Raw genomic sequence first — 15117 nt, forward strand, 5'->3', positions numbered from 1 at the left:
GGCTAGTCGATCCCCCCGCCCCCGTCCCGGAACCTGTTGCAGAGGCTTGACACAGTCGGCTTCTGGCCATACACCACTGGTTGGAGAGCGCTCTCCGAATTCTCAGAGGCCAGATACGGCGGGCTGAGCTGCCGTTTCGCGGCGGCGGGCGCGCCGTGTCCCGCTGCCCACCCACCGCGGATCCGAAGGGACTGCAATGAGGCTTCTCCTTCTCCGGCGACCGCCGGGGCGCCCCACCGCGCCACCGAAGCGGCCGTCCACCCCGACACGCGCGCCGGCGAGGGCGCGGGGCCGGCGGCGCTCCCCGCTGCGCGCGGTGCTCGCGGCGGCGGCGCTCTCCGCGCTCTCGCTCACGGCCGCGCCCACCGCGGCCCACGCCGCAGGCAGCGCGCCGTTCGGCGGCACGGCAGCGGCCGTGCCGGGCACGGTCCAGGCGGCCAACTACGACACCGGCGGCCAGGGCGTGGCCTACAACGCCACGGCGAACGGGTCGGCCGACAGCTACCGGTCGGACGGGATCGACCTGGAGACCACGGCCGACACCCAGGACACGACCGTGGCCGGCGGCGCCTACGACATGGGCTGGACGAACCCCGGTCAGTGGTTCGACTACACGGTCGACGTGGCCACCGCGGGCACCTACAGCATCGCCCTGCGCCTGTCCTCGCCGTACGGGATCACGGACGCGCTGCACATCGCGAACTCGGCCGGCACCAGCCTCTCCGGCCCGGTCGCCGTCCCGAACACCGGCGGCTACGAGACCTGGGCCACGGTGGCCGTCAGCGTCACGCTGCCGGCCGGACAGCAGACGCTCACCCTGGATCAGGACTCGAACGGCTTCAACTTCCACTACATGACCTTCACGCAGACCTCGAGCGGCGGCGGGTCCGGCGGCACCGGCACGAGCGGTGACGCGCCGTTCGGCGGGACGCCCGCGGCCGTGCCGGGCACCGTCCAGGTCGCGAACTACGACACGGGCGGCTCGGGCGTCGCGTACAGCGTCGCCTCGGCCAACGGAAGCGCCAACGGCTACCGGTCGGACGGCGTCGACCTGGAGACCACGGCCGACACCCAGGACACGACCGCGGCTGGCGGCACGTACGACATGGGCTGGACGAATGCGGGCCAGTGGTTCAAATACACAGTTGAAGTCGCGACCGCCGGGACCTACACCGTGAGCTTCCGGGTGGCCTCGCCGTACGGGATCACCGACGCGCTGCACATCGCGAACTCGGCCGGTACCAACCTCTCCGGCTCGGTCGCGGTCCCGAACACCGGCGGCTACGAGACGTGGGCGACGGTGACGGCCAGCGTGACTCTGGCGGCCGGCGCGCAGACCCTGACCGTGGATCAGGACTCGAACGGCTGGAACTTCCACTACTTCGCCTTCACGCAGGGTTCGACGAGCGGGGGCGGCGGTGGCACCGGCGGCACCGGCCCGACCGAGTACTGCGGCACGCAGGACCTCGCGCTGGACGAGCCGACCACGGCCTCCTCGGTCTACTCCACCACCGGCAACCCGCCGTCCGCCGCGACCGACGGTGACCCGGGCACCCGGTGGGAGAGCGCGTACAGCGACCCGCAGTGGCTGGAGGTGGACCTCGGTTCGGTGCAGCAGATCTGCGGCATCGAGCTCCTCTGGGAGGCCGCGTACGCCTCGGCGTTCCAGATCCAGGTCTCCAACGACAACGCGACCTGGACGACGGAGTACTCCACCACGGCCGGGACCGGCGGGACGCAGACCTTCAGCATCTCCGTGAACGCCCGCTACGTGCGCATGTACGCCACCGCCCGGGCCACGCAGTGGGGCGACTCGATCTACGAGTTCGACGTCTACGGCCTGACCACGACCGCACCGGTGACCGGCGGCAACGGCACCGGCGGCAACGGGGTCTGCCCGTGGGTCGGGTCCACCGCGCCGGTGGCCCAGCGGGTGCAGCAGGTGCTCAACACCATGGACCAGGCCGAGGAGGTCACCCTGGCTTCGGGCGACGGCGCCACCACGTACATCGGACAGGTCGGCGGCATCCCGAACCTGTGCATGCCGAACCTGAACATCGAGGACGGCCCGTCCGGAGTCGGTGACGGCAACGGCGGCGTGACCGCGTTCCCGGACGGCGAGAACGCCGCCGCGACCTGGGACCCGACGCTGATCGAGCAGGAGGGCGCGGCGAAGGGCGCCGAGTTCGCGGGCAAGGGCGCGAACGTCTCGCTCGGCCCGACCGCGAACCTGGTGCGCGACCCGCGCTGGGGCCGGACGTACGAGACCTACGGCGAGGACCCGTACCTGGCCGGCCAGGTCACCTCGGCCGAGGTGGACGGCCTGCAGAGCCAGGGCGTGATGGCCGACGTCAAGCACGTGGCGGCATACGACCAGGAGCAGTACCCGAACGGCGGCGACAACGAGATCGTCGGTCAGCAGGCCTTGGAAGAGCTCTACCTCGCGCCCTTCCAGAGCGCCGTGGAGCAGGCCGCGCCGGCGTCGTTCATGTGCTCCTACGCCGTGGTCAACGGCGCCCCCTCGTGTGCCAACGCCGACATGCTGGACAACGGGCTCGACAGCCAGGCCGACTTCGGCGGCTTCATCATCTCCGACTGGGGCGCGGCCGGCAACGCGGTCGCGGACGCCGAGGGCGGGATGGACGTGGCCATGCCCTTCACCGACTCCAGCTCAGTCTCCGCCGCCCTGGCCGCCGGGACGCTGAACCAGTCCACGCTGAACGCGGGCGTCGCCAGGATCCTGACGCAGATGTTCGCGTTCGGCCTGTTCGACAACCCGCAGACCGGATCCCTCTCCGCCACCGTCACCACCGCCGCGCACCAGCAGACCGCGCTGCAGATGGGTGAGGAGGGCACGGTCATGCTCAAGAACAACGGCCTTCTGCCGCTGAACCCGAGCGGCAGCGAGTCGATCGCGGTCATCGGCACCGACGGCGGCGCCGCGGTGGAGATCGCCGGCGGCGGCAGCGGCGGGGTGGACAGCAACAACGCGGTCTGGCCGCTCACCGGCATCCAGGACGCGGTCGGGCCCAACGTGAAGGTCACCTACACCGCGGGCGACGACAACGGCACCACCGACATCCCGCAGGCGGTGGCCGCCGCGCAGGCCGCGACAGACGCGATCGTCTACGTCAGCCTGCCCGAGGGCGAGGAGAGCGACCTGACCTCGATCGACCTCTCCAGCACGGACGAGACGATGATCGACGACGTCGCGGCGGTCAACCCGCACACGATCGTGGTGATCAACAGCGGCGGACCCGTGGTGATGCCGTGGCTGGGCAACGTCGCGGGCGTGTTCGAGAACTGGTACGGCGGCCAGGAGACGGGCGCGGCGACCGCGGCGCTGATCTTCGGCACCGTCGATCCGTCCGGCAAGCTGCCGGTCACCTTCCCGTCCAGCCTCAGCCAGGTCCCGGCGCAGACCACCGCGCAGTGGCCCGGCACCGCGACCGGCACGACCTACAGCGAGGGCGTGGACATCGGCTACCGCTGGTACCAGTCCCAGAACATCACTCCGGCCTTCCCCTTCGGTTACGGCCTGTCCTACACCGACTTCTCCTTCTCCAACCTCAGCGTCGGGGCCTTCAACTCCGACGGCAACGCGACCGTGACCGCGACGGTGACCAACACCGGCTCGGTGGCCGGCGCCGACGTGGCGCAGCTGTACGTGGGCGACCCGGCCGCCAGCGCGGATCCGCCGGAGCAGCTCAAGGGCTTCCAACGCGTCTCGCTCACCCCGGGCCAGAGCGCCACGGTCTCCTTCCCGATCGACATCCACGACCTGGCCTCCTGGTCCTCGGCGGACAACCAGTGGGAGGCGCAGGCCGGCACGTACTCGATCAAGGTCGGAGACGCGTCGAACAACCTGCCGCTCTCTGGCACGACCAGCCTGGCCCAGAAGCTCACCGGCCAGATCGCCGCCGGCGCCTCCGGAGCCGGCGTCTCCCTGGCCAACACCGCCGTCAGCGCGAACGTCACCGCCAACAGCGGCGTGCCGGGCGCCGAGACCGTCGGCGTGGTCAACCCCTTCGGCTACAGCAGCCCGAAGGGCGCCGCGGTCTCGTTCCCGATCCAGGCCGTGGACTCCAACACGGCGCAAACCCTCACCCTCACCGCGACCGGCCTACCCCCGGGCATCACCATCGCCTCCAACGGCACGGTCTCCGGCACCGGCACCACCCTCGGCACCTACACGGTCACAGTGACGGCGAAGGACACGGCAGGAGTCACCGGCACGGCGACGTTCGTCTGGTCCGTCGTGCAGTAGGCGGCAGGCAGTAGTCGAACATCGAAAGCCGTATCAGCACACAGTTCGCCCGGCCGAGGGAACTCGGCCGGGCGAATGCCGTCTATCGCGGCGGCGGGAGTAGGGATCTCCCCGCCACCCGGCGCCGGTGATTGAGGTATGGCGCGGCATGCTCGGGACAGAGGTAGAGGGTCAGACCCTCGGGCGTGGCGATGCGACTGAGCCCACCCCACCTCCGTGTCGGATCCAGCTCGACGAGTTTGGCCTCCAGCTCCCGGAAGTCCGCCTCGCTCGAGGCCCGTTCCATCGGCGCGTCTCCCACGTTCGGACCGTCCCCGGCCGTGATGACGAACTGCTCGGGCAAGTCCTCGACCAACGCCGAGAACAGCTCGATGTCCGCCTTCCGCCGGTCGTTGAGGTGCTCGACGGTGACGCCGAGGATCGGTCCGGCCAAGGGGGCCACGTGCTTGAGCACGAGGAGCAGCTCGCGCAGATAGGGGCCGATGCGGCGCAACCAGAGTGGCGACTCGCTGAACTGGTAGACGCCCGCGCCGCCCGGCAGCGGGTGCCAGCTGCCCGGCTCCTCGCAGTAGAGGGAGAGCTCGAACCGTGCCCCGCGGACCCGCCCGCCATGCAGCTCGGCGACGGTGAAGACGCTCGGGCACCTGGTCTCGAGTCCCTCCTGGACCTGCTGCTGCAGTTTGAGGAACATCCGCTGCCCGTCGCCGGCGTGCTCCTCGAGCCGCTCCAGTACATTCGTACCCTGTTTCTCCAGCCGGGCCAGGGCACCGCGGATCTCCTCTCGCTCCGAGGGCGGCAGGCCGAGCAGCAGCAGCGGTACGTGGACGGATTCGCCGGTCCGGTGGCACTCGATGTCCAGCCGCGGCGGGGTCCGTTCGAGGCGGCGTTGCAGGTCCTCGTAGGCGAACAGCTCGGTGCAGCCCGGGCTGCACTGGCAGGGCACGAGGCGTTTGACGTGCAGACCGGGGTAGCGGCCGAGCGTCAGGTTCAGCCCGTCATCGAGCACTGCGAAAAACGTGGCGGGCGACGGTCCGCGCACGGCGAGCTCGACGGTGTTGCGGTGCTGGTCCGCGCGGATCAGGGCTCGATGACGCCCGTCCGGGTGCGCCAGCACCGCGCCGGTGCGCCAGTGCGTGTCGGTGGTGAAGCGGTGCGACCGCGCGATGAACCAGGTCGGGATGCCCGGCGGCGTCGTGTTGAGCTGGTAGTGCACCCGGACCTCGTGCTCCTCGGCTCCCGGTGCCACCCGGTCCCACTGCTCCTGGTACGCGGCCGGCGCGCTCCACGGCAGCCGTTCGACCACGAGGCTCAGATCGTCGCCGTGTTCGCCGTCGGTCTTGTACGACAGGTCGTACTCCTCCATCATGCCGAGAAAGTGGTCGCGCATCCCGCGATCCAGGTCCTCCCAGAGCGCGTCGAGGTGGCCGCGGCTGAGCAGGCCGTGACAGTGCTCGACCTCGGGGCTGTCCAGGACGCGGCTGATGTAGGAGTTGACCCACTCGGGCCGCAGGATGACCGTGTCGCGCAGCTCGCGCACGTCCATGTGGAACAGGATCGCGCCGAGGGCGTGCAGCGCGCTCGCGATGAACCGCTGGTGCTGCGTGTTGGCGAGTCCGCTCTCGCGCATCGTGAGCCACAGCCGGGCAGGCGTGACGTGTTTGTCCGGCAGTGCCTGTACGGCGTTCGCGGCGTTCAGCCAGGTGGTCGGCCACTCGATCCCCATCAGGGGCAGATTCGCCGCGGTGTCGGCGATGCTGCCGCGCAGCTTGTCGATTCCGTCCCCGGTCTCGTTGTCGATCGCGACGCTCGCGACGATCTGCGGGTATTCGCCCCGGAGGTCGTCGTAGGGCAGATCCACGGGCCTTCCCTCGGGCGGCGCATTCGTCGCGACGAGCACCACGGGCGACTTCGGCGCCCGCGCCGCGATGATGTCCAGCCAGTACCTCAGCCGCCCCTGGTCCCAGCCGAGGCGGTTGTTCCACAGCAGCAGGAAGAGCGAGCGGTCGGTCAGGAAGAACTGGTGGGTGGCGTGATAGATCTCCTGGCCGCCGAAGTCCCAGGTACGCAGGTACATCCGAGTCCCCGGCCGTTCGGGATGCGGAACGCGGTAGTCGAAGGTGCGCATCCCATGGGTCGTGGACTCCTTCGGGTCGAAGGGCTCATCGATCAGGCTCTTGATGGTGGAGGTCTTCCCGACGCCGCCCTGTCCGACGACCAGCATCTTCGACTCCCACTGATGCGACGAGCCGCGCCGGCACTCCGCCAGGAACTCGAGGACCGCCGAGATACCGTCGGCGGCGATCTCCGGAGGCGGGCTGATCAGCGGATTCGAGTGGACGTCGAGCTCCTTGAGGTACGGCATGTCCAGGAGCCGGTCGTCGAGCGTGCGGATCGCGTTCCGGTCGAGGCCGAGCTTGTGCAGGCGCAGATCAAGCACTGCGGGTGGTACTGCGGTGAGTTGATTCCCGGAGAGACTGAGCGACTTCAGGAGATACAGGCGGCTCAGCCCTGGGGGAACTTCGGAGATGAGGTTGTCATCCACCCTGAGATTCCGCAGTGAACGCAGTGAATCGACCTCGTCCGGCAGAACCTCGAGCTTGTTGCTCGCGAGTTCCAGGTTCTCCAATCTGCGAAGGGACCGGATCGATGCGGGAAGCCGGGCGAGCTCGCTTCCCCCGGCGAAGAGACTCTGCAATCTCGTCAGTCCACCGATCCATTGGGGGAGCTCTCTGAGCCCCGTTTCGTACGCGTTGAAGTGCATGAGCTTGCGCAGGTTGGCTATCGAATCCGGGAGCGTGTCGATGGGGGACGAGTAGAACGACAGTGTACGAAGCTGGGTGAGTTCACCGATCCAGTCGGGCAGTTCGTCCAGGTCGAGTTTGTTGAGCCACAGTACCTGCAGCCCCCTGAGGGACCGGACCCACGCGGGAACCTCGGCCAGCCCGCTGCCGACGCCCAGTCCGGTCAGGCTCGGGAGATCGCCGATCCAGGCAGGCATTTCGGCGAGCGAGGAGTTTTCGAAGTACAGGGCGCGTATCCGGGCGTGGCCGCGGAGCGTGGCAGGAACCTCAGTGATCGGGTTCGCTGACAGAGCGAGCAGCTGCAGCCGAGGTAACTCTGCCACCCAGTCAGGCACCGTGGTCAGCCCGACGCTCTGGAGCCACAACTGCTCCAGCCGACGCAGCCGTGCCATCGCCGCAGGCAGCGACTCGAGCCTGGAGCCGGCGCAGGACAATGTGATCAGTTTGTCGAGTGACGAGATGGAGCCCGGTATTTCAGTCAGCACGTTGTCGTCGAGGATCAACCGGCGCAGATCCCGGCACCGCGTGATACAGGATGGAAACTCGGCCAGCTGATTGCTGCCAAGCGCGAGGTCGCGTAGACGACTGAACTCGCCCAGCCAGGCCGGCACGGTGGCGAGCTGGTTTCCCTGGGCGTGAAGGAGGTTGAGCCTCTTGAGCGCCCGCAGCGATTCGGGGAGTTCGGCCAGGGAGCAACCGTCGATCTTCAAGCTCCGCAGCCTCGCCAGCTGTGCGGTCCAGGCAGGGACAGCTTTCAGTTCGTTGCCGCCGATGGCCAGTGCGGTGAGTCTGTGCAGGTGCGGGATGGTATTGGGCAGTTCCTTCAGTGCGTTGGCCTGAACGTTGAGCGAGCGCAGTGCCGTGAGGTTCCCCACGACCTCGGGCAGCGCGCGAAGGTCGTTAGCTTGCACGTTCAGGGATCGGAGCGATGTCAGCTCGCCGATCCAGTCCGGAAGTCCTCGAAGCTGATTGCCACTCAGGTCCAGGGCGGTCAGCCGGCCGAGGTGCCGCAGCACGGCAGGAACGCGGTCGAAGTGGTTGGCCGAGGCCTCGACGCGCTCGAGCCGCCGCATATCGCCGAACCACGGCGGCAGGTCCGTCAGCCAGTTGCGTGACACGTCGAGCGCGGTCAACCGTGGGAGTGAAGGCAGCCAATCGGGCAGCTCGCCCAGCTGGAGATCACCGATGTACAGCGCGCCGAGCGCGTGCAGACCGGCGATCCAATCCGGCAACCGCGCGATGTCGGTGCCCGTGATGCCCAGGACCGCCAGCTGACGTAGCCCGGTCACCGAATCGGGAAGGCCTGTCAGGAAGTTGCGGTGCAGTCGCAGGCTTCTGAGCTCGGTCAGTCCGCCGATCCAGTCCGGAAGCTCGGTCAGATCGTTGTCGTCGAGATGGAGAACCTCCAGCGAAGAGCGCTCGGCCATCCACGAGGGCAGTTGCTCCAACTGGTTCTGCTGCAGGTACAGCTTGCGCAGGCCTTCAATCTCGCGCAGTTCCTCCGGCACCTGCGTCAGCTGGAGGTCTTTGAGCCACAGCGAGGTCTTCCCTCGCCGGATCGCCCGGCGTATCCGCAGTCGTGCCTCGTCCTCGCCCCAAGTCATCGCGCCCTCCCCGCCCTGCTATACCCACTTCGGCGTCGGCGCAGTGGGGGTTTTCAGGATGGTTCGGGTGGGGCCGCCGTAGAAGCAGTAGTCGCACAGGACGCCGTGGCGCCAGCGTTCGGCGGTGTCCTCGCTGCCGCCGCCGGCCTTGTAGCCGAGCGGCTTGAGGTTGTGCTCGAGGCTGTCGAGGTACTCGGGGGCGTGGTTGTGGGCGGAGATGACGGGGACTTCGATGCAGCGGATCAGCAGGTCGGTGCGGTGGATGCGGGTGCGGCGCTGGCGGCGCCAGGCGGGGACCTTGCGGATTTTGCCGTCGGGGTAGTGCATGGTGGGGAAGCCGGGGTCGAGGAATATCTCGCGCGGCGCCCAGAAGACGTAGGGGTGGTGGCGGTCGACGACGTCGGTCAGGCCGACGCGCAGGGAGCCTTCGTAGTACACGAATTCGGGCATCAGGGCGTCGGCCGGGCGGTAGACCTTGCAGGTGACGGTCCAGGTGTCGTTGTAGACGAGGTCGCCGGTCGGGCCGTCGGCGCGCTGGACGGCGATCGTGGTGGCGGCGGCGGTGAACGGGGTGTCCCGGTGGAGTACGTGGGCCGAGGTGTCGTTGCGCTTGGCGTTCCAGGCTATTCGGATGCCGAGGGCCGGGTCGAGCAGTGAGGTGACGTTGCTGACCGACAGCTGCACCGGGATCGGGGCGAGGCTGGTCAGCGAGTGGCTGTCGTCGGCGGACAGTGCGAAGGCCGGGGCCTTGAAGGCGCCGGCGGCGGGGGCGGGGCCGGTGGTGCTGACCGCGATGTAGGTGGCGAGTTCGCCGCCGGGGGCCGCCGGGTCGTTCTGCGGCGGGAAGACGACGACGCCGAGGACGTTGAACGCGGTGGTCCACTGCGGCGAGCCGGGGACGGGCGTCGATCCGCTCAGCCCCATCGTGGTCGAGCTGTCCGGGAACAGCTGGCCCCCGATGTACGTGTCCACGGCGCCGTTGATGGCGCCCTTGAACAGGAACGGGCCGAGCGGGAACAGGTCGCCGATCGCGGTCAGGTCCGGCACCGAGAGCGACCAGCTCACCATGACGATGTCGCAGTACGGCGAGCCCTGCCCGTAGATCATGATCGGGCACAGGGAGATGGAGAAGGTGAACGAGATGCTGCTCTCGTTGAGCGTGATGTGGTCCGGCGGCGGGGGAGTGCCGGTCGAGGGCTCTGGGCCGAAGTAGAGCAGGTTGCCCTCGAGGGTGAGCGTCAGGCAGGGGTATATGTTCGAGGGTAGATTCGGCGCGGCGGTGCCGGGCTGCGCGACCGCGCCCTGCGCCGCCAGGGACACGTTGCTGATCGCGACGCCACCGATCGGGATGACCAGGGTGATCTGGTCGCCGGGCGTGGCGGTGCCGCCGATCTCCAGGACCCACGGCGGGCCGTCCCCGGTGATCTGCGCGGTTTCGGACACGGCGGTGTGCGGCGGGCTGCCGAACGGGGGCGTGACCTGCGCGGTGATCGTGGGCGAGAGCATCGAGATCGGGCCGGTCATCGTGATCTTCGCGCCGGAGCGGCTGACGGTGATCGAGCCGTACTGCAGCCACTGCTGCACGTTGTACGTGGTCAGCGTCTTGTAGAGCTGTTCGGCGATCTTGTCCGGGGTGTCCCCGGCGACGACGGTGTAGACGATGGGCAGGTCGTCCGGGTCGATGGCCAGCAGCGAGCCGGACAGCTGCTGCGAGGCCGGGCCGTTGACCACGGCGCACAGGAAGTCGGAGTCGATCGCGGCGGCGAGGTTCACACCGTCGCCGCCGTGGCCCCCGAAGGTGTAGCCGTCGGGCCCGGTGACGTAGCCGTCGTTGCCGTACTCGAAGTACAGCGGCGAGGGGGAGGGGGCGGTGATGAGGTTCACCAGTTCGGCGGCGACGCCGGAGGTGTACGGAGACACGTCGCTCGCCACGTCGAGCACGCCGTCGAGCGGTACGACCACGACGTCTGATACGTCGACGCCGACCTTGAAGCCGTTGAAGTCGACCGTGAACGTGCCCGCCGCGCCCGGGACGGTGAAGGTGAGCGCGCTCGCCGGGATGGCGTGCAGCGCCGCGTTGAACTTGGCGAGCACCTTACTGTCGGCCAACGCCTTCTGGTAGACGGAGGGCAGCGGCGGTCCGTAGAGCACGGACACTTCCAGGAAGCTCGCCGACGTCCCGGCCGGGTCCAGCCCGATCGACAGGGAAAGCGGCGTGAGGTCGACGACCGGCGGGACGCTCAGGCTCGTGGACAGCGTCACCTGGACCTCGAGCAGGTCGGCCCCGTCCGCGGTGAGCTGGATCGTGCCGGTCGCGGACAGGGCGAGGTCGATCAGGTTGCCCGCGTTCGCGGTGAAGCTCACCCGCGGCGCGGCCAGCGCGACCGAGCCGGACAGGCCGACCTGGGTGCCGTCCACCGTCACCAGGTTCGGGACGGTGAACGAGGGCATGGTGACAGCGGCCGTCGCGGCGGCCAGGAACCCGTTCACCGCGTTCGCGGCGATGCTGGTGACTACTGCGAAACCGGCGGTTCTCTTGTTCGCCACATTCGACCTCTGCGACAGGAAATCCCTGATGAGAAAGCCCGGAAAAGAAGGCTGTGAAAACGCGGAATGGCAGATAGGCACTCCCGGGAGTACTTATCTACCATACGAGTTCCGTGTGGGAGACCCGCCGCGCCCGCCACTGTAGCGGACCCGGTACGGGCTGTCGATGACGCAGTGGTCTGAGTAACGATGCGCGACCCGGGGAGGTCGCGGGGCTGTCGCGGGGAGGTCGTGGGGCAGCCGTGGGGCTGTCGCGGGCCGGACCGGCCGAGCGGAATACGCCGCCGAAGTGCCTGGCCGCAGCCGGATGTGCATGCTGGTCCCGGGCCGCTCGACGGTGTTCATCCGCTGCTCGTGGGTCGGTTCAGTCCGCAGAGGTTCGACCCGTCGGTCGCGGTCGACGACCATGCCGTCCTCGCGCCGCGGCCGTCGCACCGCCGCCGATCCGCGGTCGGCACCGTGGGCGGCGTCGGGCTGAGTAGCCCGACCAGCCGCCCGCCGGCCGCCGGCCTCGGGATCAGTCGACCGGGAAGAGCACCGACCTGGAGTCCGGGAACGGGATGTACGTGGTCGAGTGGGCAAACACCTTGAAGGCCGCGCCGTTGCAGCCCGGGAGGGTGAAGACGTAGGCGTCGCGGTCGGTGAGGTTGGAGATCGGGCCGGCGACGTTCTGCGCGTTGATCGCGAGGCAACGGTCGTTGGGCGGGTTCACCAGCGCCTGCTGGCCGTCGTTGTGGTTCCAGTACAGGAACTGGCCCGTCGCGCGGGGCTGCGGCTTCGATTCGGCGTAGGCGAGGCCGGCCGGGGCCGCGAGGGCGAAGGCGCCGGCGAGGCCGACCGCGGCGAGAGGGCGGGAGATGCGCATGGCTGGGGGCTTCCTTTCGAGGTGAGGGTGGCGGAGTTCCGCCGGGCGGGTTCTCCCCTTGGCCCGATCGAGATACTCCGATAATCACACCAAGGTGTAGATGGACCAGGCCCCGTGTTGCCGACCCCGTGACGGGGTGTTAGACGCGATGCCTGAAGGATGGTCAGCAGGCGCGCGCCCGCCGTGCCGGGAACGGCGGTTCCCGGTCTGGCGAGCGCAATTCGGGCGCGATACAGTCGTGGTGGCAGTCACACCTGCCTGATCCGAGTTGCTCCGACCCGGCGTCGGCGGTAGCGCTCGAGGACAAGAGCGGCGCAGCCCTCGTGTGGTGTTGACCTTCCCCCACTCCATCGTGACCAGCGGTGGCCAGGGCGCCGGGCCGAGGCTGCCGGATCGAGGGCGCGATGTCGCACGACAAGATCAAGGAAGCGGCGCGTCGGCGGATGGCGGCGACGGGTGAGTCGTATGCCGCCGCACGGCGCCACGTCCTGGCGCAGTACCGGGCCGCGGGGGCCGGGGGCGAAGAAGGCGGCGGGAACGGCACGCCGCCCGGGCAGCCGCCGACCCGACCCGAGACGACCCCACCGGCGCCGACCGGAGCGCCGCAGCGGTTCGCGATCAGCTACGACGGGATGGGCCGGTTCTCCCGGTGGGCCGACACCGCGCTCGGCGGCGGTCCGGACGGTGGCCGCGTCGAGATCCACGCCGACGAACTCAGGCTCCGGATGGCCGACTTCGCCGTCGACGTACCGCGCGCGTCGGTGCGCGCGGTGGCTGCGTCGTCCTTGCGCACCCGGGGCACGATCGGCGTGCACAGCCGCCGCGGCTCGTGGCTGGCGAACGGTTCCGCGCACGGTCTGGTGGAGATCACCATCGACCCTCCCTGCCGCACCGAACGCTGCCTGTCCAGCTTCTTCGCCCGGATGGAGGTGAAGGCGCTGATCGTGAGCCTGGTCGAGCCGGACGGCTTCATCGCCGCCGCTCGGGGATGGCTGACGCCGCGTTAGCATCGGGGACGCGGGGCCTGACGCCCCGTTCGGCGTTCGGCCGTCCGGCGATTGGGCCGTTCGGCCGTCCGTGCGGGCGCGGGCGCCGGCGGGGGCAGAGGATGAGCGTTGTGTGCCCACGAGATCGGGAGCAGAAGTTGTCAGAGCTGACGTCCATCCCCAGCGCCCACGGATTCGCCGAGACGGTGACGCGGGTCGAACAGCAGATCGCCGCGCGCGGTGCGACGGTCTTCGCGCGCTTCGACCACGCCGCGAACGCGCGCGAGGCCGGCCTGCACATGCCGCCGACGACGGTGCTGGTCTTCGGCGCGGCGCGCGGCGGCACGCCGGTGATGAACGCGAGCCCGGACCTGGCCTACGAGCTGCCGCTGAGGCTGCTCGTCCGGCAGCACGAGGATCAGGTCGAGCTGCTGTACCGCTCGATCGACGCGTGGGCGGCGCAGTACGGCGTGCCGGCCCAGGTGATCGCGCCGTTGCGCCTGGTGGAGAAGGTCGCCGCCGCCGCTGCCGCAGCGGACTGATTTCAGAGTTCTGAGCTGGGCGGGCTCGGCCAGGCCCCGTGGCAGTTGACTAGACAGACCTGTCTGTATAAAGTACCGGCAGAGGTAGACAGACCTGTCTTTTCAATCCCTCGAGGAGCCTACCGTGACCGACACCGCCTCCGTCCCCAGAGTCAGCTCCCCGCCCGCCGAGCGCGGGCACCCCTGGGTCGACGGCCGGGTGCGACCCCTCCCGCTGCGCACCGCCGAAGCCGTCCCCGGCTCGGCCACCACCGTCGCCGACACGGTCACCACCGCCGACGTCACCGACACCGCGCGGGCCTCGCGGTTCCCGCGGCTGTCCGGGCGGCCCGCGATCTTCCTGCTCGCCTCGCTGGTGGTCACGGCGCTGGCCTCCTCCGCCGCGCCCACCCCGCTCTACGCGATCTACCAGGCGCGCTGGGGCTTCAGCCCGATCACCACCACCGTCGTCTTCGGCGTCTACGCGCTGGCCGTGCTGGTCTCGCTGCTGACGCTCGGCAAGCTCTCCGACCACCTCGGCCGCCGGCCGGTGCTGCTGGCCGCGCTCGTGGTGCAGGCCGCCTCGCTGGTGTTGTTCACCACCGCGGACGGCGTGCCCGAGCTGCTGGCGGCCCGGGTGATCCAGGGCCTGTCCACCGGCGCGGCCCTCGGCGCGATCGGCGCCGGCATGCTCGACATCGACCGGGAGCGCGGTACCTTCGCCAACGCCGTCTCGCCCGGGATGGGCACCGGCAGCGGCGCGCTGATCTCGGCCCTGTTCGTGCGCTACCTGCCGGCTCCGACGCACCTGATCTACTTCGCCCTGCTCGGCGTCCTCGCACTCCAGGCTCTCGGAGTCGTGCTGATGCGCGAGACCGTGACGCGCAAGCCCGGTGCGCTGGCCACGCTCGTCCCCGAGATCCGGCTCCCGCGTGAGCTGCGCGGATCGATGCTGGTCGCGGCTCCGGTGCTGTTCGCGGTGTGGGCGGTGGCGGGCCTGTACGGCGCGCTCGGCCCGGCCCTGGTGAACACGCTGACCGGCTCGCCCGACACCGTGCTGGGCTCGGCGAGCCTGACCGCACTGGCCGGTACGGCGGTCGTCGCGGTCATCGCGCTGCGCCGCGCGCAGGCCAGGACCGTCATGCTGACCGGCATCCTCGCCCTGGTCGGCGGTGTGGCGGTGACGCTGCTCGCCCTCGACATCCGTTCGCTCGCGCTGTTCTTCGTCGGCACGGTGGTGAGCGGGGTCGGCTTCGGCAGCGGCTTCCAGGGCGGCATCCGCACGGTGGTCCCGCAGGCTCGGCCGCACGAGCGCTCGGGCGTGCTGTCCCTGCTCTACACCATCTCCTACCTGGGCATGGGCCTGCCCGCGGTGATCGCCGGCTTCCTGGTCGTGCACGGCGGCGGCCTGGTCACCACGTCCTACGAGTACGGCGCGGCCGTGATCGTGCTGGCGGCCGCGGCCCTGGCCGGACTGCTGCGCGGCCGGCCGTCGGCGGAACTACACTAGAGGTGACTAGACAGGT

7 protein-coding genes are annotated in these 15117 nt (G+C 69.7%); 4 read left to right on the forward strand and 3 right to left on the reverse strand.

What is annotated here, in order from left to right; genetic code table 11:
- The first annotated feature begins 316 nt into the window (after nt 1–316).
- On the forward strand, nt 317–4267 hold the full coding sequence (locus KDL01_RS17645; protein ID WP_307846383.1) for a glycoside hydrolase family 3 C-terminal domain-containing protein: 3951 nt from the start codon (nt 317–319) through the stop codon (nt 4265–4267).
- A gap of 82 nt (nt 4268–4349) precedes the next feature.
- Here KDL01_RS17645 and KDL01_RS17650 read toward each other — a convergent pair whose 3' ends face one another.
- The 3 genes from KDL01_RS17650 to KDL01_RS17660 form a co-directional block, all read right to left on the reverse strand.
- On the reverse strand, nt 4350–8672 hold the full coding sequence (locus KDL01_RS17650) for a leucine-rich repeat domain-containing protein (protein WP_212529615.1): 4323 nt from the start codon (nt 8670–8672) through the stop codon (nt 4350–4352).
- Nucleotides 8673–8690: 18 nt separating this feature from the next.
- Nucleotides 8691–11219 (reverse strand): hypothetical protein, encoded by a 2529-nt coding sequence (locus tag KDL01_RS17655; protein WP_212529616.1) that lies wholly within the window; start codon nt 11217–11219, stop codon nt 8691–8693.
- Between the two features lie 517 nt (nt 11220–11736).
- Complete coding sequence (locus KDL01_RS17660) at nt 11737–12084, reverse strand: hypothetical protein (protein WP_212529617.1); 348 nt, start codon at nt 12082–12084, stop codon at nt 11737–11739.
- Nucleotides 12085–12446: 362 nt separating this feature from the next.
- Between KDL01_RS17660 and KDL01_RS17665 the strand changes: the two genes are divergently transcribed.
- The 3 genes from KDL01_RS17665 to KDL01_RS17675 all read left to right on the forward strand — a co-directional run bounded on the left by KDL01_RS17665 (nt 12447) and on the right by KDL01_RS17675 (nt 15101).
- The gene (locus tag KDL01_RS17665) at nt 12447–13091 is read left to right on the forward strand and encodes a hypothetical protein (RefSeq protein WP_212529618.1); all 645 of its coding nucleotides are present in this window, start codon (nt 12447–12449) and stop codon (nt 13089–13091) included.
- A gap of 137 nt (nt 13092–13228) precedes the next feature.
- Nucleotides 13229–13612, forward strand: coding sequence for a DUF302 domain-containing protein (locus KDL01_RS17670; protein WP_212529619.1), 384 nt, complete (start codon nt 13229–13231; stop codon nt 13610–13612).
- A 124-nt stretch (nt 13613–13736) separates the two neighbouring features.
- Nucleotides 13737–15101 (forward strand): MFS transporter, encoded by a 1365-nt coding sequence (locus KDL01_RS17675; protein WP_212529620.1) that lies wholly within the window; start codon nt 13737–13739, stop codon nt 15099–15101.
- Nucleotides 15102–15117: the final 16 nt, after the last annotated feature.

The organism is Actinospica durhamensis, assembly GCF_018139695.1.
Classification (GTDB): domain Bacteria; phylum Actinomycetota; class Actinomycetes; order Streptomycetales; family Catenulisporaceae; genus Actinospica; species Actinospica durhamensis.

What these genes read in the sequence shown, in the direction of transcription:
- KDL01_RS17660 (WP_212529617.1), bottom strand. Translation starts at nt 12,084, where the DNA reads ATGCGCATCTCCCGCCCTCTCGCCGCGGTCGGCCTCGCCGGCGCCTTC.
- KDL01_RS17650 (WP_212529615.1), bottom strand. Translation starts at nt 8,672, where the DNA reads ATGACTTGGGGCGAGGACGAGGCACGACTGCGGATACGCCGGGCGATC.